At 71.9% G+C, this 25,276-nt stretch carries 23 protein-coding genes, 2 tRNA genes and 1 other RNA gene; 14 read left to right on the top strand and 12 right to left on the bottom strand.

Annotated features, from left to right (window positions below; genetic code table 11):
* From LWF15_RS34535 to ffs, 6 genes are all read right to left on the bottom strand, one after another.
* Positions 1-479 (bottom strand): amino acid kinase family protein (locus tag LWF15_RS34535; protein ID WP_456298980.1); only part of this gene is annotated, 479 nt, incomplete at its 3' end.
* Positions 480-631: 152 nt separating this feature from the next.
* Positions 632-1,360 (bottom strand): DUF5063 domain-containing protein, encoded by a 729-nt coding sequence (locus LWF15_RS34530; protein WP_232815215.1) that lies wholly within the window; start codon positions 1,358-1,360, stop codon positions 632-634.
* Entirely contained in the window at positions 1,353-1,952 is a 600-nt protein-coding gene (gene recR, locus LWF15_RS34525) for a recombination mediator RecR (RefSeq protein WP_232815214.1), read from the bottom strand. The genes LWF15_RS34530 and recR overlap by 8 nt, the downstream gene beginning before the upstream one ends.
* Before the next feature lie 41 nt (positions 1,953-1,993).
* Positions 1,994-2,824, bottom strand: a complete 831-nt coding sequence (locus tag LWF15_RS34520) for a serine hydrolase domain-containing protein (RefSeq protein ID WP_232815213.1) — start codon at positions 2,822-2,824, stop codon at positions 1,994-1,996.
* Entirely contained in the window at positions 2,821-5,511 is a 2,691-nt protein-coding gene (locus LWF15_RS34515) for a DNA polymerase III subunit gamma and tau (protein ID WP_232815212.1), read from the bottom strand. Before LWF15_RS34515 ends, LWF15_RS34520 begins: the two co-directional genes overlap by 4 nt.
* A gap of 101 nt (positions 5,512-5,612) precedes the next feature.
* An RNA gene (gene ffs / locus LWF15_RS34510) (signal recognition particle sRNA small type) lies at positions 5,613-5,709 on the bottom strand.
* A gap of 130 nt (positions 5,710-5,839) precedes the next feature.
* Between ffs and LWF15_RS34505 the strand changes: the two genes are divergently transcribed.
* The 4 genes from LWF15_RS34505 to LWF15_RS34490 all read left to right on the top strand — a co-directional run bounded on the left by LWF15_RS34505 (position 5,840) and on the right by LWF15_RS34490 (position 7,626).
* Positions 5,840-5,927, top strand: a tRNA-Ser gene (locus tag LWF15_RS34505).
* 147 nt (positions 5,928-6,074) lie between these two features.
* A complete protein-coding gene (locus tag LWF15_RS34500) occupies positions 6,075-6,407 on the top strand; it encodes a type II toxin-antitoxin system VapB family antitoxin (protein ID WP_232815211.1) in 333 nt (110 codons plus the stop codon).
* A 29-nt stretch (positions 6,408-6,436) separates the two neighbouring features.
* A complete protein-coding gene (locus LWF15_RS34495) occupies positions 6,437-7,000 on the top strand; it encodes a LytR C-terminal domain-containing protein (protein WP_232815210.1) in 564 nt (187 codons plus the stop codon).
* Positions 7,001-7,149: 149 nt separating this feature from the next.
* Positions 7,150-7,626 (top strand): DUF4262 domain-containing protein, encoded by a 477-nt coding sequence (locus LWF15_RS34490; protein WP_232815209.1) that lies wholly within the window; start codon positions 7,150-7,152, stop codon positions 7,624-7,626.
* 24 nt (positions 7,627-7,650) lie between these two features.
* On the opposite strand, the gene LWF15_RS34485 is transcribed toward LWF15_RS34490, so the two are convergent.
* Positions 7,651-8,664 (bottom strand): hypothetical protein, encoded by a 1,014-nt coding sequence (locus tag LWF15_RS34485; RefSeq protein WP_232815208.1) that lies wholly within the window; start codon positions 8,662-8,664, stop codon positions 7,651-7,653.
* A complete protein-coding gene (locus tag LWF15_RS34480; protein ID WP_232815207.1) occupies positions 8,654-9,145 on the bottom strand; it encodes a hypothetical protein in 492 nt (163 codons plus the stop codon). The genes LWF15_RS34485 and LWF15_RS34480 overlap by 11 nt, the downstream gene beginning before the upstream one ends.
* A 301-nt stretch (positions 9,146-9,446) precedes the next feature.
* Between LWF15_RS34480 and LWF15_RS34475 the strand changes: the two genes are divergently transcribed.
* Entirely contained in the window at positions 9,447-9,815 is a 369-nt protein-coding gene (locus LWF15_RS34475; protein WP_232815206.1) for a hypothetical protein, read from the top strand.
* A gap of 91 nt (positions 9,816-9,906) precedes the next feature.
* Positions 9,907-10,839: a DUF4388 domain-containing protein gene (locus tag LWF15_RS34470; RefSeq protein WP_232815205.1), complete on the top strand. Its 933-nt coding sequence runs from the start codon at positions 9,907-9,909 to the stop codon at positions 10,837-10,839.
* Between the two features lie 257 nt (positions 10,840-11,096).
* Here the strand turns inward: LWF15_RS34470 and LWF15_RS34465 are convergent.
* Positions 11,097-11,183, bottom strand: a tRNA-Ser gene (locus LWF15_RS34465).
* Between the two features lie 95 nt (positions 11,184-11,278).
* A complete protein-coding gene (locus LWF15_RS34460) occupies positions 11,279-11,749 on the bottom strand; it encodes a nucleoside deaminase (protein ID WP_232815204.1) in 471 nt (156 codons plus the stop codon).
* A 54-nt stretch (positions 11,750-11,803) separates the two neighbouring features.
* Between LWF15_RS34460 and upp the strand changes: the two genes are divergently transcribed.
* Both upp and LWF15_RS34450 read left to right on the top strand, forming a co-directional pair.
* A complete protein-coding gene (gene upp, locus LWF15_RS34455; protein ID WP_232815203.1) occupies positions 11,804-12,439 on the top strand; it encodes a uracil phosphoribosyltransferase in 636 nt (211 codons plus the stop codon).
* A gap of 134 nt (positions 12,440-12,573) precedes the next feature.
* Positions 12,574-12,741, top strand: a complete 168-nt coding sequence (locus tag LWF15_RS34450; RefSeq protein WP_232815202.1) for a hypothetical protein — start codon at positions 12,574-12,576, stop codon at positions 12,739-12,741.
* A 138-nt stretch (positions 12,742-12,879) separates the two neighbouring features.
* On the opposite strand, the gene LWF15_RS34445 is transcribed toward LWF15_RS34450, so the two are convergent.
* The gene (locus tag LWF15_RS34445) at positions 12,880-13,659 is read right to left on the bottom strand and encodes a lysophospholipid acyltransferase family protein (RefSeq protein WP_232815201.1); all 780 of its coding nucleotides are present in this window, start codon (positions 13,657-13,659) and stop codon (positions 12,880-12,882) included.
* Positions 13,660-14,073: 414 nt separating this feature from the next.
* Between LWF15_RS34445 and LWF15_RS34440 the strand changes: the two genes are divergently transcribed.
* Genes LWF15_RS34440 through LWF15_RS34415 form a run of 6 tightly spaced genes read left to right on the top strand, consistent with a single transcriptional unit; the run spans position 14,074 to position 21,382 of the window.
* Complete coding sequence (locus tag LWF15_RS34440) at positions 14,074-14,355, top strand: hypothetical protein (protein ID WP_232815200.1); 282 nt, start codon at positions 14,074-14,076, stop codon at positions 14,353-14,355.
* Positions 14,356-14,358: 3 nt separating this feature from the next.
* Positions 14,359-14,739 carry a hypothetical protein gene (locus LWF15_RS34435; RefSeq protein WP_232815199.1) on the top strand — a complete coding sequence of 127 codons (381 nt, stop codon included), beginning with the start codon at positions 14,359-14,361 and terminating at the stop codon, positions 14,737-14,739.
* Positions 14,740-14,758: 19 nt separating this feature from the next.
* Positions 14,759-17,671 (top strand): ATP-binding protein, encoded by a 2,913-nt coding sequence (locus LWF15_RS34430; RefSeq protein ID WP_232815198.1) that lies wholly within the window; start codon positions 14,759-14,761, stop codon positions 17,669-17,671.
* A complete protein-coding gene (locus LWF15_RS34425; RefSeq protein ID WP_232815197.1) occupies positions 17,668-19,803 on the top strand; it encodes a hypothetical protein in 2,136 nt (711 codons plus the stop codon). The genes LWF15_RS34430 and LWF15_RS34425 overlap by 4 nt, the downstream gene beginning before the upstream one ends.
* 42 nt (positions 19,804-19,845) lie before the next feature.
* Entirely contained in the window at positions 19,846-20,349 is a 504-nt protein-coding gene (locus LWF15_RS34420) for a hypothetical protein (protein WP_232815196.1), read from the top strand.
* A 4-nt stretch (positions 20,350-20,353) separates the two neighbouring features.
* Complete coding sequence (locus LWF15_RS34415) at positions 20,354-21,382, top strand: C40 family peptidase (RefSeq protein WP_232815195.1); 1,029 nt, start codon at positions 20,354-20,356, stop codon at positions 21,380-21,382.
* 1 nt (position 21,383) lies between these two features.
* Here LWF15_RS34415 and LWF15_RS34410 read toward each other — a convergent pair whose 3' ends face one another.
* A complete protein-coding gene (locus LWF15_RS34410; protein WP_232815194.1) occupies positions 21,384-25,268 on the bottom strand; it encodes a hypothetical protein in 3,885 nt (1,294 codons plus the stop codon).
* Positions 25,269-25,276 lie beyond the last annotated feature (8 nt).

Here is a 25,276-nt window from a genome sequence, read left to right as displayed (position 1 = left end):
GCGACCGCCGTGGTGTCGGAGCCGCCGCGGCCGAGCGTGGTGATGTCTTTCGTGTCCTGGCTCACACCCTGGAAGCCGGCGACGATGGCGATGTGCCCCTCGTCGAGCGCGGCCCGGATGCGGCCGGGGGTGACGTCGATGATGCGCGCCTTGCCGTGCACCCCGTCGGTGATCACCCCGGCCTGGCTGCCGGTGAACGAGCGGGCCTCCTGGCCGAGCGCGGCGATCGCCATCGCCAGCACCGCCATCGAGATGCGCTCACCGGCGGTGAGCAGCATGTCGAGCTCGCGGGCGGGCGGCAGCGGAGAGACCTTCTCGGCCAGGTCGATCAGGTCGTCGGTGGTGTCACCCATGGCGGAGACCACGACACAGACGTCGTGCCCCTGCTTTCGCGTGTCCACGATCCGGCGGGCGACCCGCTTGACGCTCTCGGCATCGGCGACGGAGGAACCGCCGTACTTCTGCACGACCAAGCTCACCGGGTCGCTCCTAGCTACTGGAAGGGCTTGCTGACGCCGCCCATTCTACCGATCCCCCGACCGTTGTCCGGCGGGGCATTTCGGCAGGTGAGATGCACGGTCAATGCCGAGTTGGTCCCCAAATCGTCCGGGCGCACGGGAGATTCGCCGGATCAATCGACGTTCAGGGCCTCGAACTCCGCATCGGCCACGGTGTCCTCCTCGACGTCGAGCCGCAGGTGACCGAGCATCGACTGCAGCACCCGCAGCGCGCTGGTGGCCCGCACGCCCCAGGTGGAGAGGTAGGAGAACTGCCACCACCACAGCGCCTCGTCGACCCGGCCGTCGCGGTAGTGCCGCAGGCCGTGGGCCAGGTCGGCGGCCACGTCGGCGAGGTCGTCGGACAGGATGCCGCGGATCAGCTCGCCGGAGGTCAGCGGGTCGACGATGTCGGCGTACTCGTCCAGGCCCTCGAGCAGGTTGGCCAGGCCGGTGCGCAGCGGGTCGATGTCCGGGTCGGGCCCGGCGTCCGGCTCGAACCGCTCGCTGGGCACCACGTCGGTGATCGCGCCCAGCCGGGCCCCGCCGAGCAGGATCTGGGAGACCGCCAGCAGCAGCACCGGGATCGCGGTGTCCGGGGACGAACCGGCGGCGACCTCGGTGAGCGCGTTCAGGTAGGTCTGCGCGTCGGTGGCCGTCTCGTCGGCCAGGTGGTGCAGCTCACGTGCCTCGTCGGCGCGCTCGTCGGTCAGGTCGATCGAGGCGCTGCCGCGGGTGCGGGCCTGCGGGATCGAGCCGGCCAGGGCCTCGTGACGGCCACGCGGCCCGGTGGGCCGGCCGAAGGCGTCCCGGCCGGTGGTGGGCCGCTGGAGCGGGTCGAACCCGTTGTTCTCGTCAGACATCGAGCAGTCTTCTCCCCTCGAAGGCCCGGCCCAGGGTGAGCTCGTCGGCGTACTCCAGGTCCCCCCCGACGGGCAGCCCGGACGCGAGCCGGGTGACCTTCAGGCCCATCGGCTTCAGCAGCCGGGCCAGATAGGTCGCGGTGGCCTCGCCCTCCAGGTTCGGATCGGTGGCGAGGATGATCTCGGTGACCTCGCCCGAGGCCAGCCGGGTGACGAGCTCCTTGACCCGCAGGTCGTCCGGGCCGACGCCCTCGATCGGGCTGATCGCCCCGCCGAGCACGTGGTAGCGGCCGCGGAACTCCCGGGTCTTCTCGATCGCGACGACGTCCTTCGACTCCTCCACGACGCACAGCACCGTGCCGTCGCGCCGGGCGTCGCTGCAGATCCGGCACAGTTCGTCGGCCGAGACGTTGCCGCAGACGACGCAGAACCGGACCTTCTCGATCACCTCGGTGAGGGCGGCGACCAGCCGGCGCACGTCGACCGGGTCGGACTGCAGGACGTGGAACGCGATCCGCTGCGCGCTCTTGGGACCGACGCCGGGGAGATGTCCCAGTTCGTCGATCAGGTCCTGCACCACGCCCTCATACACAGGTACGAGCCTACGTGCTGGGAACGACGGCGTCGCCCGGTTCAGGGCCGGTGTGCCGTGACCACCTCGTCGCCCAGGGCCGGCCAGGCCTGCCGGGACCAGTCGCCGAAGGCCAGGTCGGACAGGCAAACGCAGGCCAGGCCGGGCTCCGGGTCGACCCACAGGAACGTGCCGCCTGCGCCGAAGTGACCGAACGCACCGGCCGACACCCGGCTCCCGGCCCAGTGCCCGGGGCGGGCGAAGTTGCGCTCGAAGCCCAGCCCCCAGTCGAGCGGGTCGAAGCGGCCCAGGCCGGGCAGGATGCCGGCCCGGCCGGGGAAGTGCACGCGGACGGCCTCGTCGAGGGTCTGCCGGGCGATCAGCCGGGGCTCGAGCAGTTCGGCGGCGAACCGGGTGAGGTCGGCCGCGGTGCTGCGACCGCCGGCGGCCGGGGACCCGGGCAGCGAGGTGCTGCTCATGCCCAGCGGGGTGAGCACCGCCTCGGTGAGGTAGGTGACGAACGGGATGCCGGTGACCTGGGCGAGGTGCTCGGTGAGCACCTCGATGCCCTGGTTGGAGTAGATCCGGCGGGCACCGGGCCGGGCCACCGGGGCCGAGCCGGAGTCGAACCCGTAGCCGGCCGTGTGCGCCAGCAGGTGCTCGACCGTGGCGCCCTCGGGCCCGGCCGGGTCGGTGAGCGCGAGCGCCTCCTCCTCCAGCGCCACCAGGACGGCGTAGGTGGTGAGCAGCTTGGTCACCGAGGCGAGGGCGAACTCACGGTCCGCCTCGCCCCGGGCGGCCTCGACCCCGCCGGTGGCGGTGACCACGGCGGCGGCCGTGTTCGGTACTCCCCAGAGCTGTTCCCAGTCGTCGATGCCGGAGAGTGCGCTCACAGTTCCCGTTCCTCGATCACACGACCGCCGAGCAGCTGCTCGACGGCCTGGACGCCCACCAGCGGGGAGGCGTCGAAGTCGGCGTCGTCGGCGCTGACGATGTCGTTGGCCAGGTCGACCACGCGCCCCTTCGGCCGCCGGTCGGGCTCGGCCGCCTCCTTGGGCTGGGGGCGCCGGGACTGCGGAGTGGACCAGCCCGCGTCCGGCGGAGCCTCGTCTTCCCGCATGGGTTCGTTCAGGTCGGGCGGGATGTCGTCGTAGGGGGTGGCCTGTGGGGTGGGCATGCCCCGGTCTTCTTCCGGCCCGGTGTTGCGGCCGGACCGGTTCTCGGCCGGGGCAGCGCCCGGTGCGCGGCCGTTCTGGTTCTGCGCCCGGGCGGCCGCGGCCGCAGCCGCCGCTCGGGCCGCTGCCGCGCCCCCCGAACGAGGCTGGGCCGCCGGGGGCTTCTGCTGCGGGGTAGGCGCAGCGGCCGGGGCCGCCGGAGCGGTGGGGGCCGGCGTGGCAGCGGGGGGCGCCGGTCGCGTGGCAACCCCGACCCCGCCTGAGGACGTTTCTGAGCCGGTTCCAGCCACGGGTTGGGTGGGTTGGGCGGCTGGGTTCTGGGAAACCTCGCTCCAGGCCGAGGCCTGCGGCGCGGTCGGGTTGGAAGGACGCTCGGCCCAGCCCCCGGTGGAGGCCGCGCGGGGCTGGGGAGCCGGGTGCGAGGCCACCGGTGCGGTCGGCTGGGTGGACGCGGCCGAGGCCATCGGCGTGGCCACCGCCGGAGCTACCGAGGGGGCAGCTGCGGGGGCGGCTGAGGGACCGCCTGGCGGCGCGGGCGGCCCGGGCGGGTTGCTAGGGCGGGCGTCACCACCACCTCCCCCACGGAACTCGCTGGTGACCATGGCCTCGACCACGCACTCCAGGCCGATCACCTCGTGCACGGCCTGCCGCATGAAGTTGGCGTGCGGGCCCCGGCCGAAGGTCTGCAGCAGACCGGCCGAACTGAACCCGAGCAGGAGCCGGCGCCCGTCGTAGTCGAGCACCTGGGCGTTCGGCGAGACCAGCGCCCAGGTGCTGAGCTTGATCGAGCGCACAGCGTCGAGCACGCCCGTCCAGTTGTGCCGGACCGCTTCCAGGTCACCCCCACCGGCTTGCGCCGCGGGAGCGGACGGGGCCGGCTGAGCGGCCGGAGCGCTCTGGGGAGCCGGGGGCGCGGAGTGCGGCGCGGCGGCCGCCGGAGCGGGCGGCGGGGTGGCCTCGACCGGAGCGGGTGCCGCGGAAGGAATCAGACCGGAACCTTCGGGCCCGGGGCCCACCGACGTCTTCAAACTGCTCTCGCCGACCTGGCCGGAACCTGCCTCGGCGCCCGTGGAGGGTGCAGTGCCGGTGCCGTTCGGGCGACCGATCGCGGCTCGCACGGCAGCCAGCCCCGAAGACCTGCCCTGCGGGCTCGCCGGATCGGCGACCACCGGAGCCGGGCCGGCCGGGGCAACGGCGGGGACTGCGGGGACGGTGGCGGCCGTACCGGCGGCCGGCGCGAGGCCCGAGCTGATCCGTCGTTCGAGGCGGTCGACGCGGGCGCCCAGACCACGCTGCTCGTCGTCGGCGCCGGGCAGGAGCAACCGGGCGCAGAGCAGTTCCAGCTGCAGCCGGGGGGAGGTCGCGCCGGTCATCTCGGTGAGGGCGGCGTTGGCCACGTCGGCGGCCCGGGACAGCTCGGCCGCCCCGAACCGGGCGGCCTGGTTGCGCAGCCGTTCCAGCTGGTCGTCGGGCATGCCCCGGAAGACCGCGTGCCCGCCGTCCCGGACCGCGGCCACCACCAGCAGGTCGCGCAGCCGCTCGAGCAGGTCCTCGACGAAGCGCCGGGGGTCGTGCCCGGACTCGATCACCCGGTCGACCACCCGGAACACGGTGGCCCCGTCCCCCGCCGCGAGGGCGTCGGCCACGTCGTCGAGCAGGGTCGAGTCGGTGTAGCCGAGCAGGCCGATCGCGGTGGCGTAGGTCAGGCCCTCCTCGCCGGAGCCGCCGATCAGCTGGTCCAGCACCGACAGCGTGTCCCGCACCGAGCCGGTGCCGGCCCGCACCACCAGCGGCAGGACCCCCTTGCCGACCTGCACGTCCTCCCGCTCGCAGAGCTCGGCCAGGTACTGGGTCAGCCGCTCGGGCGGGACCAGCCGGAAGGGGTAGTGGTGGGTTCGCGAGCGGATCGTGCCGATGACCTTCTCCGGCTCGGTGGTCGCGAAGATGAACCGGATGTGCTCCGGCGGCTCCTCGACGATCTTCAGCAGGGCGTTGAAGCCCTGCGGCGAGACCATGTGCGCCTCGTCGATGATGAAGACCTTGTAGCGGTCCCGGACCGGGGCGAAGGCCGCGCGCTCGCGCAGGTCACGGGCGTCGTCGACACCACCGTGACTGGCCGCGTCGATCTCCACCACGTCGAGGCTGCCGGGACCGCCGCGGGCCAGGTCGACGCACGACGGGCAGACCCCGCAGGGGGTGGAGGTGGGGCCCTGCTCGCAGTTCAGGCAGCGGGCGAGGATGCGCGCGCTGGTGGTCTTGCCGCAACCGCGCGGGCCGGAGAACAGGTACGCGTGGTTGACCCGGTTCTTGTTCAGCGCCACCGAGAGCGGACCGGTGACCTGCTCCTGACCGATCACCTCGGCGAAGGACTCGGGCCGGTAACGGCGGTAGAGAGCAGTCGTCACGGCCGTCAGCCTAGGCCAGTCGGGCGGGCCCGTTCAGGTCCGATCCGAGGTCGGGGACAACTGCACCCGAATGCCCGTACCGGGCGGGCCGGCCAGGCAAAGAAAAGGACCCCCCGCACACCCGCCAGAGCCCGCCTACCCTTGCTGCCTTCCGGCCCTGGGGGGGTTCAGCTGGATGACGCCGCACGAGGGGTCTGCGCATCACTGTACCGAATCCGGAAGGGCCGTCCGACCACCCCCACCCGGTGAGCCCTCCGGGGGACGGCGCGAACCGCCGGGAACCCCCCACGTGCACGAGCACTCCCCGGAGGTGGCTAGACTCTCCCACGGAGGATTCGCCTAGTGGCCTATGGCGCTCGCTTGGAAAGCGGGTTGGGTTAACGCCCTCAGGGGTTCAAATCCCCTATCCTCCGCCAGCTGCGGCGGCCCGTTCTCGCTCGGACACGTGCGAGAACGGGCCGACCCGGGCAGCTCCCCCCCTTCTGAGGACGAAGCGTCGCGATCCGGTGGCCCAGAGTCAGGCAACTGGCGCCGAGGACGACTGAGACGACACAATCCCGAGGGTGATTTTCAAGGCAGTCGGCGAGGGCCGTCCGTATCCCGACCACGGGTACAGCACGTCCAAGCAGTGGTCCGACGTGCCCCCCAGCCAGGTCCGGCTGGACGACCTGGTGACCACCAAGCGCACCCTCGACCTGGACGCTCTGCTGTCCGAGGACTCCACCTTCTTCGGTGACCTGTTCGCCCATGTCGTTCAGTACCGGGGCACGCTCTACCTGGAAGATGGACTGCACCGCGCGGTCCGCGCCGCGCTGCACCAGCGGCCCGTGCTGCACGCCCGGGTGCTGGTCGTGGATGCTCAGGACGGCAAAGTGGGGGCTGCGCCCAGGAGCTGAGCCGTCCGTGCCCGAGGGGGGCGTGGCCGATGGGGTTCAGCACCGAGGTGCTCTCGCGCGAAGAACGGCGCCGGCGCACCCGCAGGCGGCAGGCACTGACGTTCACCGCCCTGTTCGTGGTGGTGCTGCTGGTCACGGTCGGGGCACTGGGGAACTGGTTGCAGTGGTGGAACATCGGGCCCTCCCAGGGGCAGCGTCCGCCCTGCCCGGCGCAGACCGTCAGCCCTCCCAACCAGGTTCCGGTGACCGTGTTCAACGCGACCGCCCGGCGCGGTCTGGCCAACGCCGTGGCCAAAGAGTTGCGGCAGCGCCGATTCCGGGTGCTGGGTATCGGTAACGACCCCACCACCGGCGTGATCGCCACCGCCGTGTCGATCCGCTACGGGGCAGGCGACGAGATCCGGGCCCACACCGTCGCCCTGCAGTTCTCCGGCGAGGTGAAGATGCTGCCGGACCCCCAGGCGCGCGAGGACCACTCGGTGGACGTGGTGATCGGCGGCCGCTACCGGCAGATGCAGACCCGGGACCGGGCCGCCGCCGCCCTCGCCCCGGTCGCGACTCCGCGCGGCTGCCGGCCCGCCGGCTCCACCTGACCCGCAAAAGAGCACGCCCTGCGGCCCGGGCCGAGCCCGGACGACGGAACGGGCAAGACTGTCGGTGGTGGTGCGTACTGTCGTCAAACGTCATCAGGTGGTGCTCAACGGCACCACCGAACGGCTCGACGAGCAGGCGGGGGGTCGCCATGTGCCTGAGGTGCCAGGGGTGGAGCGAAGAGGAGCTGCTGGCCAGGAGCCGGCGCGACATCGAGGTGCACGGGTGGGGTCTGATCCACGTCGAGGGCGGTGCCGAGGCCGGGCTCACCTACACCGTGGGGCTGACTCGGTTCCACGGTCATCCGGAGCTGGTGGTCAGTGGGCTCGAGGCCGAAGAGGCAGCCGGGCTGCTAAGTGAGCTGGCCGAGGACGTGCGGGCCGGGCTCCGGCTGGCCGACGGTGACGTGCTGGCCGAGCAGTGCTGCCCGGATCATCGGCTGCAGCTGGTCCGGGTCCACGATCCGCGGCTGCTGGCCCAGGCCCAGCAGATCTACGCCAGTTCCGCCGGGCTGGTCCCGGCCCTGCAGGTGGTCTACACCGACGACGGCGGCCACTGGCCGTGGGAACACAGCTGGGCCGACGGGCACTGGTGCCAGCCGGTGTTCGGCCGGCCACTGCGTAGCTGAGCAGCGGCCGCTGCACCGGGCGGCTCAGACCGAGGCGTGCCCGCTTCCCACGCTGCCGACACTTCCGGCCGGCCTCGCCTCGACGGCGTCCAGGTCGATCCGCAGGGGCCGGGAGGGCAGGAAGGAGGGCACGTGCCGGGCCGGGCTGGGCGCTCCCACCCCGGTCCGGATCCCGTTCGGTGAGGTCACCGCGGTCCCCGGTACCGGGATCGAGGTGGGCGGCACGGCGCTGGGCGGCACCGTCACCGTGGAGGTGGGCGCCGGGCCGGCCTTGATCACCCCGAGCCGGGCCAGCTGGTGGATCGCGACGGTGGTGGCGAAGACGCCGTGGCCGAGCATCCAGGCGATGTCGAGCGGGGTGGTGGTGCCGTTGGCCAGGGCCGCGATGTTCCACTGGGTGGCGGTCAGCCGGATCCGCTCGACCGGCAGCTGGGGCGCCCGCTGGATCGGGGCGTCCATCCGCACGCCGCGGGTCATCCGGGCCAGCACGGCCTTTCGGCGCTCCACCTCGGTGAGCACCTCGGCCACGCTGAAGGTGCGCACCGGTTCGCACCAGTGCCAGGCACCGGGGCGGAACCGGGCCACCGCGCCGGTCGCATCGGGCACCACCGCGCCCAGCGTGACCAGCGCCGCATCGGCCAGCGCGGTGCGGCGCAGCACCTCGGCGTCGAAGGCCGAGGTGGCCTCGCCGCCGAGCAACTGCGAGGCGGCCGATACGGCCGCGTCGATCCGGCCCCGGCGCAACGACGAGACCAGCCGCGCCCAGCTGCGCTCGTCGGTGTAGGTGGGCCGCAGCAGCAACGCCTCGATCCCCGGGGTCAGCACCGACTCCACGTAGCCGATCCGGCCGTTGACCAGGTAGACCGTCCCGCCCCAGCGGCCGTTCAGGTACAGCGCGCCGGTGGCCTGGTCGTCGGCCAGGTCGAAGAGCCGGTCGTAGGCGGTCTCCTCCGGCTCGGGCGGGGGCGGGACCGGTGGCTGGGTGCTCTCGCTGGAGCGGCCCCGGCCGGTCCAGCGCCCCCAGACGCTAGGAGGCATTGCCGGACTCGATCGCCGGGGGCTGGGTCGCGTGCCTGAGCAACGGCCCCAGGGCGCGCAACTGCTGCCGGGCCAGAGCGAGGTTGGTCCGCGCACGGTCGAGACTCACGACCACGAGCAGACCATCCACCCCGGCCTCGGGCAAAGGCGTGATCAGGTGGTGGCGCCGGCCGAAGGTGATGGTCACGTCCTCCAGTTCGTCCGGGTCGCCGAGGCTGGACGTCATCAGGCCGATCACCTGGACCACGTCGCTGGCCGCGGCGGAGATCGTGGCCGCGAACGCCCCCTGGTCGCTCACGTCGGCACCGCTGTCGGCGTCGTTGGCGGGCTTGCCCACGACGGTGTCCAGCACGAAGGCCGAATCCGGTTCGACCAGGCATGCGGTGACCAGCCCGTCCAGGCTCTGCAAACGGGCCAGGACGGCATGGACCGCGTCGGAGCCGCCCGAGGGGACGCCAAGGGAGGCTGGTGGTGCGTTCACCGGCATCAAACCCTGCTCAGCGGCTGCTGTGACAACCGGCAAAGCACTATCACATCGCTATCACGAGGCACAGATATCGAACTCGATTCTCTTTCGTCTTCTTCACGACTTCTTGACGATGCCCCCGCCTGAGTGCAGTATTCTGCCGCTCACGAATTGTTACAAGCGCCCCGTTACATCAGGTTCGATCCGCAGCCTGTCAAGCGCATCCGGTGAACTCGCGTGATACGCCGAAACGGGCACTCCGACCTTACCCGACACATGCTTGTGTCACCGTCGAAATGAGACTGGAGTTCTTCCCGTGGACATCGACACAGCCCTCAAAGAAGCCATGGAGATCGACGGAGCGCTGGGCGTGAGCCTGGTCGACTACGGAAGTGGAATGTCGCTCGGAAGCCTGGGCGGCGGCAAGTACCTCGACCTGGAGGTTGCCTCGGCCGGCAACACCGAGGTGGTCCGGGCCAAGATGCGCACCCTGGAGTCGCTGGGGATGCAGGAGACGATCGACGACATCCTGATCACCCTGGGCCGGCAGTACCACATCATCCGGCTGATCCGCGGGCAGGCGGCCAGCGGCCTGTTCATGTACCTGGCGCTGGACAAGACCAAGGCCAACCTGGCCCTGGCCCGTCACCACCTCAAGCGCATCGAGGGCGAGCTCGCGATTTGAGCCGCCCCCGGCCCGGTTCGCGTCGGCCGAGCACGGTCGCCGCGAGCCGGTCGCCCCACCCGTCCACCTCAACGAAAGTCGGCTGCCCGCGATGACGGTCCAGGAAGCCGAGCATCCGGCGATCGACGTTCTGCGGGTGCTCGCGATCAGCCGGAGCTCGGGTGCCCTGGAGGTGCGGGGCCTGCCCGGCGGCGCGTTCTTCCTGCACGAGGGTGAGGTGACCTACGCCGAGACCATCGGTGTGCCACCGGTTCCCGAGAACAGCGACACCGATCCCGAACTACCCTCGATGATCCGCTCGACCATCCTCGAGGCCGGCGTCGAGATGCTGACCGGGCGCCGCGCCGAGGGTGAGCGGCCCCTGTTCCGGCCGGGCCGACGGCACTGGACCGGCCTGCGCTGCCGGGTCGCGGTCGAGCACCTGCTGGCCGAGATCACCGATCTGATCGCCCATTTCCGGCGGCTCGGGATCAGCCCGGACGACGAGGTCCGGCTGTGCTGGCTGCCGCGCGGCCGGACGGTCGTGCTCGACTCCCAGGAATGGGCGTTGACCGGGCGCCTCACCAGCGCCCAGAGCCCGCGGGTGCTGGCCCGCCGTTCCGGCCTTCCGCTCACCGCAACGCTGGCCAGCATCGCCTCGATGATCTCGTCGGGAGTGGCCAAGCTGGTGCACACCGAGGCTCCGGCCGAGGCCACCAGGACGGCGGCCCCGGCGCCGACCGACATCCCGGCGGCCCCTCGGCCCCAGGCCCCGGAGACCGGCCCGCTGGACACGGCCGACCGCCCGGTGTCGGCCTCCGCGATCCTGACCGCCTCCAAGCCCATCACCACCCCTCCGGCACGGGACCGACTGCCTCGCCGGCGGCCGCGAGCGGTGGAGACGGACGAGGTCGAGGCCGAACCGCAGAAGCCGGCAGCCCCGGCCCCACCACCACCGCCGCCGATCCCCCTGCCCGAGGATCTCGACCCGAACAGCCGGGTGGCCATTGCCCTGCGGGTTCTCGAGGGCCTGAAGCGACTCTGAGGTCACGCCGGTATTGACGCCGAATTCAGCCACACCGAATTGCTGCAGTCACCGGATTCCCTCGGGTTTCCAGAACCACAGCGGATACCAGGCGTTTCTCCGGGATCAAATGTCACCGTCATTCATCGCTACGGCAATGCGGCCTTTTCTCTGCACCCGCGATGCATTTATCGGCGAACGGTCTTGACACGCTGAAGCCGAAGAGCAAAAGCGAAGGGCGCGGTACCCCTGGATCGGGGTACCGCGCCCTTCGTCGGCGGTGGCGGTGGGATTTGAACCCACGGAGGGCGTAAACCCTCACACGCTTTCGAGGCGTGCTCCTTCGGCCGCTCGGACACGCCACCGCGGAGAACCTTACCGAACCAGGGGCCGCTTCACCGAATCCACCCCGCCGTCCGGACCATCGATCGCCGAAACCGGTTGTGCCGCAACCACAAGATCAGCGACGCGCCGCGAAGAAGGAAGTGAGCAGCGCGGCCGCCTCCGCCTCCCGCACCCCGCCGACCACCTCGACCCGGTGGTTCAGCCGGGAATCGCGCACGATGTCCCGGGTCGAACCGGTGGCTCCGGCCTTGGGGTCCCAGGCGCCGAGCACCACCCGGGCCACCCGGGCCAGGACGATCGCCCCGGCACACATCGCACAGGGCTCCAGCGTGACCACCAGGGTGCTGCCGTCCAGCCGGGAACTGCCCACGGCGGCGGCGGCCCGGCGCAGGGCCACCAGCTCGGCATGCCCGGTCGGGTCCTGCCTCGCCTCCCGCTCGTTGCGACCCCGGCCCAGGACGACCCCGGACTCGTCGAGCACCACCGCCCCCACGGGCACGTCACCGGTCTCCGGGGCCAGCGCCGCCTCTTCCAGAGCCAGCCCCATCCACCGCCCCAGGGGCGGCGTCCTGCTGTCTGTATCCATGTCGTATCCCGCCACTGCACCGACACCGTCCCTGGACACCGATAGGTTGCCCGCATGCGCCTGCACGTCGTCGACCATCCTCTCGTCGCCCACAAGATGACCACTCTCCGGAACCGGGAGACCGACTCGCCGACGTTCCGGCGCCTGGCCGACGAACTGGTCACCCTCCTGGCCTACGAGGCCACCCGCGGGGTCCGGGTGGTGGAGCACGACATCTCCACCCCGGTCGCCCCGGCCAAGGGCGTCAAGCTCACCCAGCCCAAGCCCCTGGTGGTCCCGATCCTGCGGGCCGGCCTGGGCATGCTCGAGGGCATGACCCGGCTGATCCCGACCGCCGAGGTGGGCTTCCTGGGCATGATCCGCAACGAGGAGACGCTGGAGGCGAGCACCTACGCCAACCGGCTCCCGGACGACCTGACCGGGCGTCAGGTCTACGTCCTGGACCCGATGCTGGCCACCGGCGGCACGCTCGCGGTGGCGATCCGCTACCTGATGGAGCGCGGCGCGGACGACGTGACCGCGATCTGCCTCCTTGGTGCACCGGAAGGCGTCGAGCACGTCCGGAAGGCCGTCGGTGAGGACGCCCCCGTGCAGATCGTGCTGGCCGGGATGGACCCGGGCCTGAACGACCAGGGCTACATCGTCCCTGGTCTTGGGGACGCGGGCGACCGCCTGTACGGCGTAGTGTGATCCCGCACTGGCTACTATCGACCTCGACCTGAGGTTGACACCGGCGTCGTAGCCATGCGTGACAAGCTCAACACGGATAGAACATACTCGTAGCGCTACATTTGTCCTGAGTACACCACTCTGGGGAGGCCGCAGTGACGAGGACCCGACGAGCGCTCGTGGTCATCCTGGTTGTCTTCTTGATCTACGCGGTCGTCAACGACCCGCGTCAGTCCGGGAACTTCGTCGGTGACATCTGGGACTGGGTGAGAGACGCCGCTGACTCGATCGGAACGTTCTTCGACAGCGTGCTCTCCAGCTAGGGGCGGGCGCTTCCGACAACACGCCGGCTGACTCACGTCAGCCGGCGTCTTCTCGTTTGCGGGTCCGGCCGGGCTGTTGACCGGGCCAGGCTCGACCCGGTTCGGCCCGGTTCGCCGTGGACGCTCCGGAACCCGGCCTCAGCGCTTCTTCTTCTGCAGCTTCTCGCGGCGCTTCTGGGCCGTGGCGGCCACCGCGGCGGCGTCCAGTTCCTTCGCCCGCTCGGGGGTGGGCGCCGTGCCGCCGCGCTCCACCGGCAGCCACCAGCGGTCGGCATCGTCGGCCGGCTCCTGGGGGTAGCGGTCCTGCAGCTCGTGCAGCAGGGCGTCGACCCGGCGGTGCAGCTCGGCCGTGGTGGCCATCGGGTCGGCCCCGGGCTCCGGCCGGAACGCCTCGCCGGCCTTGAGCATGACCGCCTTGCCGCGGCCGAGGTCGGGCTTGCGGGCCTTGGTGTAGATCCGCTGCCCGCCCCAGATGGCCATCGGCACGATCGGCACGTCGGCCTCCGCCGCCATCCGGGCCGCGCCGCTCTTGAACTCCTTGAGGGTGTACGACCGGCTGATCGTGGCCTCGGGGAAGAGACCGACGATCTCCCCCTCCTTCAGCGCCCGCACCGCATGGCTGAGCGCGGCGGCACCGGCCGAGCGGTCGACCGGGATGTGGTGCATGCCGCGCATCAGCTGGCCGGCGACCGGCTGCTCGAAGACCGACTCCTTGCACATGAACCGCACCAGACGCTTCTGCGGCCGGGCCACCAGGCCGCAGAAGGTGAAGTCGAGGTAGCTGACGTGATTGCTCGCCAGCACCGCCCCACCCTCGGCGGGGATGTGCTCGGAGCCCTCGACGGTGAACCGGATGCCGAGGGCACGGAACACCGATCGGGCCAGGACGATGACCGGGGGATAGACCAGCTCTGCCACAGACGAACTGTAAGCGCTCCGGCCGGCTCCCCCGGCCCGGCCCTCTTCATGCCCCCACGCGAACCTCCGCGCGGCCCCTCACCACGCACGGCAACCGGGCGGCTACCTGCAGGAACGCGTTCAACAGCGGACAAGCTGGGTATCAGCAGCCACATCGCCCGGCGCGCGGTGTGGCGGCCGCCGCTGACGTCTGGTTATGCGTAGCTTTAAGCTGACACGTGCGACATGGACAGGACGATCGACCGGGCAGCGCTAATCTGTCACACGGATCATTCGGCAAATCGTGACAGAACCCCTACCATCGATCTGACATGACGTGGCAAGGTCGTAACAGAACGTGCGGATCAGCGGAGCCTGAAGCAGCGTGACGGCGCCGAGGTAACGGAGGGGTTCACCGGTGCCCTGGAGGTACGAATGGCCGTCATGACGTCGGTAGCAGTTTTTCTCGCCAACACGACGAACGATGGACCCTCGCTCAACTCCAACGGAGTGGTCGAGTGGGGCGTCAAGAACATCATCCCGCTGGTGCTGCTGGTGATCGGGATAGGCATCATCGCCTCCGCCCGAAAAGGCAGGATCAGCGACAACGCGAACACCCTGACCAACGTGATGCTCGGTATGGGAGTCATCGCCGGTGCGGCCGTGCTGTACGGCTTCGCCGGGCAGCTGACGAACCTGGTGTTCGGGGACGGCTGAGGCATGCGGGTAACCCCCGATGACGAGGTCTACCGGGTCAACACGGTGTGGCTCGGGCCGAGCGGGCTGACCTTTCCCTGGACGGCCAGGTACATCGCGTACGCCGCCTGGCTGGTGACCTTCCTGCTCATCCTGCTCGTCGAGGCGGTCACCCCGCTCTCGGTGAACATCCCACCCGTCTGGGAGATCTGCCTCGCCACGCTCGCGACCTACGGGCTGATGGGGTTCATCGACCACGAGCGCCCGGCCAAGGCGGTCTGGCAGACCTTCGTCTCGGATCTCACCGCTCCCCGGGCCGGCCGCGCCCGCAAGTACCGGTTGCAGCCGAAGGTCCGGGTCCGCGACAAACGCACCCCCGCCCGGGCACGCAGGGCCAGCAGCTAGGGAGAGACGCGGCCACCTCATGGGGATCTTCAGCAGCGGCCAGTCCCGGGCCGCCAACATGGCACTGGCGTTGCGGACGATCGAGGGCAACCTGGCGTTCACCGACCAGGCGGCGTGGGCCTGGTTCGCGCTGCCCACGCAGCGCTGGGCGTTCCGGGCCGACGGCGACCGGCTCAACCTGATCATCGACACGGCGACCCGGATGGCGGCGCTGTCCGGCCGCCGCCTGCACGTGCGGGTGACGTCGCGGCCCTACCCGGCGGCGTCGTGGGCCCGCGGCCTGGACGCGCGCACCCCCGACCCGCTGCCCGGCGTCGAGGGCAACACCTGGGCCGACCACCTGGTCCGGGCCCAGCAGCACGTGCGCGCCTCGACCATGGCCGAGAAGGAGGTCTACCTCGGCGTCCAGGTCAGCGAGCGGTCCCAGGTGGCCAACTTCACCCAGCGCATGCTGCGCCGGCCCACCATGGGCGAGCTGCAGAAGGTGGACAAGGACGCGGCGCTGGTGGCCGAGGCGATCGCCGGGCCGGGCCTGGACGGCCGCCCGGTCACGCCGCGCGAGCTGGAGTGGCTGATGCGCCGCTCGCTCGGGCTCGGCCTGCCCGCCCCCGGCGCGCTCTCCCCGGTGCAGGACGGCCGGTGGGAGACGGAAGACCTGTACGAGCTCACCGAGGGCGTGGTGCACGAGGCCGAGCCGTTCGCGCCCACGGTCAAGATCACCCGCCGGGACCCCGGCGGAGCCGGTTCGGAACGGTACGTCAGCGTCCTGACCGTCGGCCGGGTGGACGAGATCGAGATCCCCGACCCGGCCCACGAGCCCTGGCTGGTGCACGCCGACCGGCTGCCGTTCGCGGTCGAGTGGTCGATCCGGCTCGACGTGCTCGACGGCGACCAGGCCCTCGACGCGGTGCAGCGCAAGCTGCTGGTGGTGCGCGACATGCAGCGCCACTACCGCGACCACGACCTGGACGAGCCGCTGGCCCTGGAGCGCCAGGCCCGGCAGGCCCGGGCGATCGAGGACGAGATGAGCACCGGCGGCGACACCACCGCCTCCCGGGTGCACGGCTGGTTCCGGATCGCGGTCTCCGGGGCCACGCAGGAGGAGGCCCTGGAGCGGGCCCGCCAGGTGGTCGACACCTACCGCAAGCGCCAGGTCACGATCGCCCACCCGAAGGGTCAGCACGGTCTGCTGCGGGAGTTCATCCCGGGCGAGCCGCTGTCGTCCACGGCCTACCGGCGCCGGCTGCCCACGCTCTACTTCGCCGCCGGGGTGCCCGCCGCCTCGTCGTCGCTCGGAGACCGCCGGGGCCCGTACATCGGGCACACCGCGGCCTCGAGCCGGCGTGCGGTCATGTTCGACACCCACTTCGCCACCGAGGTCCGCGAGACCTCGGGCCTGGTCCCGATCGTCGGTGCGCTGGGCTCGGGCAAGTCCGTCCTGGCCGGGCTGATCACCTACGAGGCGGTGCGGCGGGGCATCACCTCGGTGATGCTCGACCCCTCCGGCCCGCTGGCCCGGCTCACCGACCTGCCGGAACTGCGCGGCCGGGCCCGGCACATCGACCTCACGTCGGCGCCCTCGGGCACGCTGAACCCCTACGCGGTGGTGGTCCAGCCCCGGCCGGAGGACTACCCGACGCTGGACGCCCTGGAAGAGGCCCGGACACTGGCCGCCCAGGACCGCAAGCTGCTCGCCCTGGACGTGGCCACCATGCTGCTGCCGGCCGGCCTGGCCTCGGCCCCGCGCACCCGGCTGCTGCTGACCGAGGCGATCCGGGCCACCAAGGGGGCCCCGCAGACCAGCCTCTGGACGGTGGTCGAGCACCTGGAGTCGCGGCACGACGACCACGCCGCGGACATCGCCGCCTACCTGCGCGACATGGCCGAGATGCCGCTGGCCCGGCTGTTCTTCCCGATCGGGCCGAGCACCGAGCCGATCCACGACGACGCCCTGCTGACCGTGCTGACCATGCCCGGCCTGGTGCTGCCGCCCGGTTCGGTGCCGCGCGAGCACTGGTCCACCAGCGAGCAGATGGCGGTGCCGCTGCTGCACCTGGCCTCCTGGTACGCGACCCGCACGATCTACGGCCGGCCCCGCAACGAGCGCAAGCTGGTGGCCCTGGACGAGACCCACTTCCTGGGTGAGTGGGGCGCCGGCCGGGCGCTGTTCACCCGCCTCGGCCGAGACAGCCGGAAGTGGAACACCTGTGTCCTGGCCGCCTCCCAGAACCCGGCCGACGTGCTGGGCATGGAGGTCTCGAACTTCATCTCGGCCGCGTTCGTCGGCCGGATCGAGGACGACCAGGTGGCCGCGGACGCGCTGCGGATGCTGCGGGTGCCGCCGGGCGTGGGCTACGAGGGCGTGCTGGCCCGGCTCTCCCCCCGGTCGGTCACCGGAACCCGTTCCGGTCTGCGGGAGTTCGTGATGCGGGACGTGGACGGCAACGTCGACCGGATGCGGGTGGACCTGGACCACCTGCCGCACGTGCTGGCCGCGCTGGACACCACCGCGGCCCCGCTCGCGCCGCCCCGGCCGCCGGAGTCCCGGCCGATCCGCGAGCCGCGCACCGACCAGCTCGACCTGACCTCGGTCGAACTCGACCCCTCCGGTGCGCCGGTGGGTTCGGGGCGGCCGATCGCCAGTGGCGTCGGGGGTTCCTGGACGTCGCGGCGGGCCACCGGTACCGGTTCCGATCCACAGACTCCACCAGGAGGGTCACGACATGCGCTGCCAGTCGGTGCGGGCCGCCCGCGGCACGGTATGCGGGCCCGCGGTGGCCCTTCCACCGGCGAGCACGCCGCCCTGGGCACCGGGTCGCACCGCGTGATCGGCACCCCGCCGAACACCAACGGCAACGGCTGGCCGACGGGCCCGGGCGAGAGCTCTGCCGAGCGCACCCGCTCCACCGACGAGACCGGCGGGCAGCCGTGAGGCCGCGCCGGCGCGCCACGGTGACCGCGCTGGCCGCTCTCGCCCTCACGGTGCTGGGCACGTTCGCGGCCCCCGCCGCCCTGGCCTCGAGCGCTCCCAAGGCCGTACCCCTGGCCGACTGCGCCGACGCCCCGGTGCCGGAGGTACCGGGACGCGGGGTGGTGGGCTTCTTCGAGTCGCCCCCGAAGGTCCTGCCGCCGGACGCCGACCCGTTCGCGGAGAACGCCGACGTCTCGATCTACGAGGTCTACGGCTACGCGGGCGTCCGCTGGAACACCTACGACCTGGGCTGCGGCTCGGACATCGTGCGCAACCCGGACGCCTCGATCGGCACCGCGATCGGCAACTGGATGCTCGAGGTGCCGACCACGATGATCGCCGCCACCGGCGCGGTGCTGGACGCGGCCTTCACCCCGGACTTCCTCGGGGTCTTCGACCCGCTGATCACCAACGTGGTCGACACCCTGCAGCGCACCGTGTTCGAGCGCTGGGCGTTCGTGGTCGTGGCGGCCGTCGGCCTGCTGCTGATCTGGCGTTCCCGGCACGCGGCGCTGGCCTCCTCGGCCGGCGCCATCGGCTGGGCACTGCTGGTCATGGTGCTGGTGACGATGGTGCTGCGCTGGCCCCTGGTCGCCGGGCACGCCGCCGACCAGACCGTCGCGACCACGTTGTCGGCCGTCTCCAGCGGGCTCAACGGCCGCTCGGAGGACGGCAGCGCCGACGCCGGCACGGCGGCCACCTCGGGCATGCACCAGGCCCTGCTGTACGAGTCGTGGCTGGGCGGCACGTTCGGCAGCACCGACTCGGACGTGGCCAAGAAGTACGGCCCGGTGGTCTTCGACGCCACCGCGCTGACCTGGCGCGAGGCCGCGATCATGCAGTCCGACCCGGCCCAGGGCCGGAAGATCATCGAGGCCAAGCAGGACAAGTTCGAGGCCGCGGCGGGCGAGATCAAGGCCGCCGACCCGGACGCCTACGAGTACCTCACCGGCAAGCGCTCCGACAGCCGCGTGGGCTACGCCATGCTCGCCCTGCTGGCCACCCTGTGCACCGTGCCCTTCCTGTTCGTCGCCGGCCTGCTGGTGCTGGGCGCCCTGATCATCGTGCGCTTCGGCGTGATGCTCTTCCCCGCCTTCGCCACCCTCGGCCTGTTCCCCACCATGCGCACCCTGGTCACCGGCATCGGCAGCACCATGGCCGCGGCCCTGATCAACGCCATGGTGTTCGGTATCGGGGCGTCGGTGACCGTGCTCGGCATGGGGGTCCTGCTGTCCCCGACCAGCGGTACCCCGGGCTGGCTGAGCGTCATCCTGATGCTGTTGCTGACCATCGTCATGTGGGTCGCCCTGCGCCCGTTCCGGCGGCTCACCCAGATGGTCTCGAACCGGGACAACCACTTCTCCACCGCCGCCGACGGGGTCTCCACCAGTGCCAAGGGCGCGGCCCGCACCAGCGGCCGCATCCTGACCGGCGCCCTGAGCACCTTCCTGGGCGTCTCCACGGCCCAGCGGGCCAACCCGGCCGCGGCCATCGCCGAGGCGCAGGCCGCCGAGGGCCGGGCCCCGCAGCGGGTGGAGGGCATCGGCTACTACCCCACCCCGGTCACGGCCGAGGGTGCGGCAGAACCGGCCGCGCTCTCCAACACCGTCACGGTCAACGCCGGCCAGGTCACCGTGGTCCGCGGGCAGCAGCCGGCCGAGGCCGCAGCACCGGCCGAGGGCGAGATCTACGCCCCGGTGGCCGGCAACAGCCGGGTAGAGGCGGCCACCGTCAGCGGCAGCGGGGCGGGGGCCGGGCGGGCGAGCGGCCGGGCCGCGGCCCGCGACGCCCTGTCCGGCTTCGGCGGCGGAGCCGGCGAGCGGGAGAACACCAGCCGCGACGAACTGGCCGGCCGGGTCGAGAACACCCGCCCGGACACGCTCAACCGCGAGTTCACCACCGACCCGCCGGTGCCGGTGGGCAGCGAGGGGTGGCGCCCGCAGGACGACGGGGCGCCGGTGATCCGCCCGGGCGACAAGGGTTTCCAGCGTTCCGAGAGCGTGCCGCCGGACACCCTCGAGAGCGAGCTGGACGAGGTGTTCCGGCCGCACCGCTCGGCCGCGGACGCCGACGACCACGCCCGGCAGAGGTAGGAAAAGCACCGCAGATGAAGCACACGATCCGGCTGGCGTCCCGTGTCGGCTGACTTGCGCACCTGGCTGTTCGCCAGCCCGCGGCGTCTCGTGGTGGTCGCGCTGACCGTGATCATCCTGGTCTTCGTGGGCGGCAGCGCCCTGTTCGGCAACGACCGGCCGACCGGGGGCGGGGCCGATCCCGGCTCGGTCACGGTGGGCTCGACCAACGCGGCCGTGCCCGACGCCGGTGAGTACGTGGCCGCGGCCGTCGAGTTCGTGCGGCTCTGGGCCCAGCCCGAGGCGGGCGAGAGCCAGGAGCAGTGGCTGGCCCGGCTCACCCCGCTGGCCACCCAGGACTACGCCCGGGCCCTGACCACCACCGACACGTCCACCCTGCCGGGAGTGCAGCCGGACGGCGATCCGGTGGTCCGGTTCCTGGCCCAGGAGTCGGCGATGATCGCCGTACCGCTCGCCGGAGGTACCTCGGTGCTGGTCACGGTGGTGAACGGCGAAGGGACGGTCGAGCCGAAGGTGTCCGACGTACAGCCCAACACCGGGGACTGAAGCCATGGAACGACGCATTCCGCTGCGCCTGGTCATCGTCCTGATGGTCGTCCTGAGCCTGTTCGGGGCCGGCCTGGTGCTGGTCCCGGCGATGATGATGATGGGCATCGCCGGGGTCTCGGAAGAGACCACCGACGGCACCTCGAGCGTCAGCTGCGCCCGGATCGCCCAGACCGGCAACACCGACGTGGTGCTGGACGACGCCCAGCTGGCCAACGCGCAGACGGTGATCGAGACCGGGGTCGAGCTGGACATTCCCAGCCGCGGTCTGGTGGTGGCGGTGGCCACCGCCATGCAGGAGTCGACGCTGCGCAACCTGGAGTACGGCGACCGGGACAGCCTCGGCCTGTTCCAGCAGCGCGCCGCCTGGGGCTCGGCGTCGGAGCGGACCGATCCCGAGACCGCCTCCCGGATGTTCTACGCCGGTGGCCAGGCCGGCCAGCCCGGCCTGACGGACATCAGCGACTGGCAGTCGATGGCCATCACCGACGCGGCCCAGGCGGTGCAGCGTTCCGCCTTCCCCTACGCCTACGCCCGCTGGGAGTCGATGGCCGCCTCGCTGGTCGAGTCGGTGGTCGGGGACGACGCCCTGGGCTGCGACCGGAACATCGTCGGGGCCAGCCTGCCCGACGGCACCATCGGCGACTTCCTCCAGGTGGCCCTGGAGCAGCAGGGCGACCCGTACGTCTGGGGTGCGGTCGGCCCGGACGCCTTCGACTGCTCCGGCCTGATCGTGTACTCGTACCAGAAGGTCGGGCACCCGCTGAAGATCCGTACCGCGGCGCAGATGATGGACAACTCCACGATGATCGAACCCGGTCAGGAGAAGCCCGGCGACCTGCTGTTCGGCGCCCTCGGCCAGCGCGGCTCGGCCGGGCACGTGATGATCGTGGTGGAACCGGGCCTGGCCGTGCAGGCGCCCGAGACCGGGCGCAACGTCCAGCTCTCCGAGTACACCGCCGACAATGTGCGCTGGAAGCTCGGGCGGCTGAACGACTCGGCCTTCGCCGACTCCGCCGACCCCGCCGCCTGATTCAGTCCGGCGGGCTCAGCGGCCGCAGCCGCTGGTCGGCGATCCGCATCAGTTCCACCGTGATCACCGTGTCGTCCATGATCGCCACCGCGCCGCCCATCGCCGCGTCGTTGCCCTCACCCCGGGCGGCCTGGGCCGACGCCTGGCTCAGCGAACGCTCCACGGCGGGCCAGTCCACCGCGGCCCACTGCGCCCACGAGTCGGGCTCTCCCGGCAGCCGCACCGTCAGGCGCCCTCGGAAGGTGCGCCCGTTGGCCACCTCCATGGTCACGAACCAGACGTCGATCCGCTCCATCGCCTCGCCGTAGGAGTGCCCCTCGGGCCCGTACACCTCCAGCGCCCGGGCCAGGTTCTTCAGCGTCTCCCGCAGCACCCCCGGCCGGTCCGGGGTCCGCAGGAAGACCTGCAGCAGCAGCCGTTCCCGCAGGGCTGCGGAGCCGTCCAGGGTGCGGGCGCTGAGCCGCCGGTCCACCGCCACGATCAGCCGGTCGGAAGGCCGCATCCAGCGCTGCAGTCCCTCGCGCAGCGAGGGGTCACTGGTCGAGCGGTCCCGCCCGACCAGGAAGAGCACCGTCTGGCCATAGACACCCTCGACCGTGAGCCCGGCCAGCTCGAAGTTCGGCGCCTGAGCGCTCAGCCCGTGGAGCACATCCCGCAGCAGCCCGACCCGGGAGTGCGCGGTCAGCACCAGGGTGCGCCAGTTGCGTTCCGGGTCACTGGCCGCCTCGTCGTCCGGCACGACGTCGAAGTCTTTGTCGCTCAACGGCTTCGACGCCGACAGCGCGGGCAGGGGACGACTGTCGGCGTTGATCTGCACGAGGATCGACAGCCGGCCCGCGCCGAAGGCCATCCCGTCCATGCGGTGCACCCGGTGCAGGAACGACCCCAGCCCACGCAGCGAGTCACCGCGCCGGTAGGTCACTCCCACGCTCAGCTGCATCCAGCGCAGCGCCTCGCCGGAGCGCCCGGGGGGCGGCGCCGTCGGTAGCTGAACGCTGCTGACCTGGAAGTTGTAGCGGGCGGCGGCGGAGACCACGGCCATCACCGGATGCCGGCCCAGGGTGACCGCGACCGGGGTCACCGGCACACCGATCAGGATCTGCAGCTGCCACTCCGGCGGTTCCTGCGGCGCCACCCGGTCCGGGTCGAGCGGCACCGGGGCCACCACGTCGTCCTTGTCCTCCTCGGCCGAACGCCAGTCCTCCACCGGCTGGTCGCGGAACACCAGGTACGTCATCGCCCGCCCGGCCGTGGCCGACTGCACCGCGCCGAGCAGATTCACCCGCTCCGAAGAGACGACCTGTTCGATCCCACGGGGGTTGAGGAGCCGCGCCACCGACCGCCGGGCCGTCCGGGTCAGCCCGGTGACCGGGCTGCCACCGGCCTGCGAGCGCTCCAGCAGGCTCAGCAGCTGCCCCTCACCGGCCGGGCGGGTCACCACGTAGGCGAAGGCGTCCCGGCCGAGCAGCAGGGCCTCGGTGATCAGCGCCCGGCTGCGCCGCCCGCGCAGCATGTCCACCCGGGCGTAGTCCGGCTGGTAGGCGCTCATCACCCGCATCCGGGCCGAGCGCGAGCGCCGCCCCGGCCGGGACCGGCGCAGCTCGGTGGGGCGGAATCGGAGCATCAGCAGGGCCTGTACGGTGAACGCGGTCAGCGCGGCCTCGAAGGCGTAACCGACCGGCATCAGCGCCAGCGCCATGGCCAGCAGCACGGTGGGCAGCACGGAGCCGAACATCAGCCAGTAGGTGGCCCGGGTGAGCAGACCGCGCAGGGTGAAGGCCTGCCCCAGCTCGACCCGGCCGGCCAGCACCGCCGCGAACAGGGTGAGGATGGTGGCCAGCACCTGGATCGCGTCGCCGGCGCCGCTCTGGTGCGGAGGCCACTTCAGCAGCATCAGGCAGAGCACGCCCAGCACCGCGAGGTTCAGCCCACCGGTGTACCGGGCCACGTCGGAGACCTCGGACAGGGCCAGGTCGGCCTCGATCCGGGCGCGGATCGGCCGGGCCCGGATCGCGATGTCGTCGACCGCGGAGGCGCGCAGCATCACCAGGTTCACGCTGGCCGTGTTCACGTCCACCCGGCGGCGCATCCAGCGCGGAAACCACGAGCCGGAGTCCCAGGCCCGCCAGACCGCGGCCATCCCGTCGCCCAGGACGCCGGCGGCCCGGACCCGGTCCAGGTGCACCCGCAGCTCCCGCAGCTTCTCGTCCAGCTGCCGGGTGAGGTGTTCACGCGAGGGCCGGCGCGGCGTGCGGGTCAGCAGCTGCCGTAGGCCCCGGGGCTCACCGTCGTCGGCCAGTTCGTCGTGGGTCGCCTCGACCAGGTAGTAGCGCAGGCTGTCGAGGGCGGAATCCAGCTTGTGCAGCGCCATCTCGGCGATCTGCACGTCCACCCAGGAGGCCGGCCGGTCGGGCGGCAGGTGACGGGGGAAGAGCCTGCGCATCAGCGCCTCGAGCCGCTCGAACGGCCCGGGCAGCTCGACGTCGATCCGCCCCTGCACCCGGTCGCCGCGGCAGACCACGCCCTCGGGCAGCACCAGCCGGATCTGCCGGTCGGCGTGCGCGGTCGGGGCCAGCAGGTCGATGCTCAGCAGGGCGCGCGGCTGGAACCAGGCCCGCCCGCGCCGCACCAGCCGGCGCGAGGGCACGTGCACCGTGTAGGACATCGGCCGGCCCTGGTCGCGCACGGCGATCACCACCAGGGTGGTGCCGATCAGCGCGTCCAGGATCTCCCCGACGTGCGAACCGAGTACCGGGCGCAACCGGCCGCCGTCCTCCAGCCAGGAGTCGATCGTGATCGGCCCGGTGATCGGCCCGGTCCCCGGCGCGTCAGTCGCGCCCGGCCCGGTGAGGACCTTCATCACCTCGGTGTCGAGGCCCGGTTTCGGTCGCACCCGCATCGGCACGGTCGCCTCGGCATCGACCGTCCCGGTGGCAGCCGTCCCCGACTGATCAGGAATTGAGGACGCTTCACGCGCCTGAGTGCCGGCGGTCTCGTCGGCAGCCGTCCCCGGCTGCTCTCGGCCGAAAGGGGTTGCCCCGGGCGCCAGAAAACCGCCGTCGGAGGAGAACGGAACCGAAACCGGCTGCCGGACCGGCTCGTCAGCACCCGAAAGAGCGAGTTCGACGTCGGCGGCGAGGATTTCGTCGAGCAGAGTGCGGGCGTCGCGGATCCCGTCCGGCACGGTACCGCCGGCCGGCAGCTGCCCGGCCTCGGTCATCGGCGAGGCGCCCGGCAGCATCCGGCGAATCGCCGCTGACAGCAACAGCTTCTGCGCCCGCTGCACGGCCGCGCCGGGCTCCGGGCCGACCTGCTGCGGCCGCCGGGTCATCACGTTCAGGATCATCTCGGCGAGCGCCGCGGCCAGCCGCTGCCGCACCTCGGCCTGGGTCAGCCGGTGGATCCGGGTGCCGTCACCGTCGCTGACCTCCAGGCTGGCGATCGGATCGGCCTCGTCGTCGGCCCAGCGGTCGATCGGCACCTGGTTGCGGGCCGCGAACTCCTTGAACAGCCCGGCCTCCCGGGTCCGGGAGGTGTCGCGGGCCTTCATCGGCGGCAGGGCCAGCAGCGGCAGCCAGGTCAGCCCGGCGTCCAGTTCGAAGGCCTCGTGGTCGGCGTAGGACAGGTCCACGTCGACCACCACGTCGGTGTCCACCGCCTCGGCCAGGTGCAGCCGCAGCACCTCGGTGGTCCGGCGGCACCAGGAGTTGTTGGCCACCAGGTACAGCAGTTCCCGGCCGAGCCGGGAGTCCCGCTCGAACCGGGCGTCCTCGCTGCGGTACTCCTCGAGCGTCACCTGGCCCAGGGCGGCCCGCAGGCGCTCGGTGCGCCCGACGACCGCCCGCTGCTGCTCCTCGGTGCTGGTGGCGATGGTGGTGTCCGGCATTCAGCAGC

The organism is Kineosporia rhizophila, from assembly GCF_021277265.1.
GTDB lineage: Bacteria > Actinomycetota > Actinomycetes > Actinomycetales > Kineosporiaceae > Kineosporia > Kineosporia rhizophila.
This window is presented reverse-complemented; position numbering and strand designations above follow the sequence as displayed.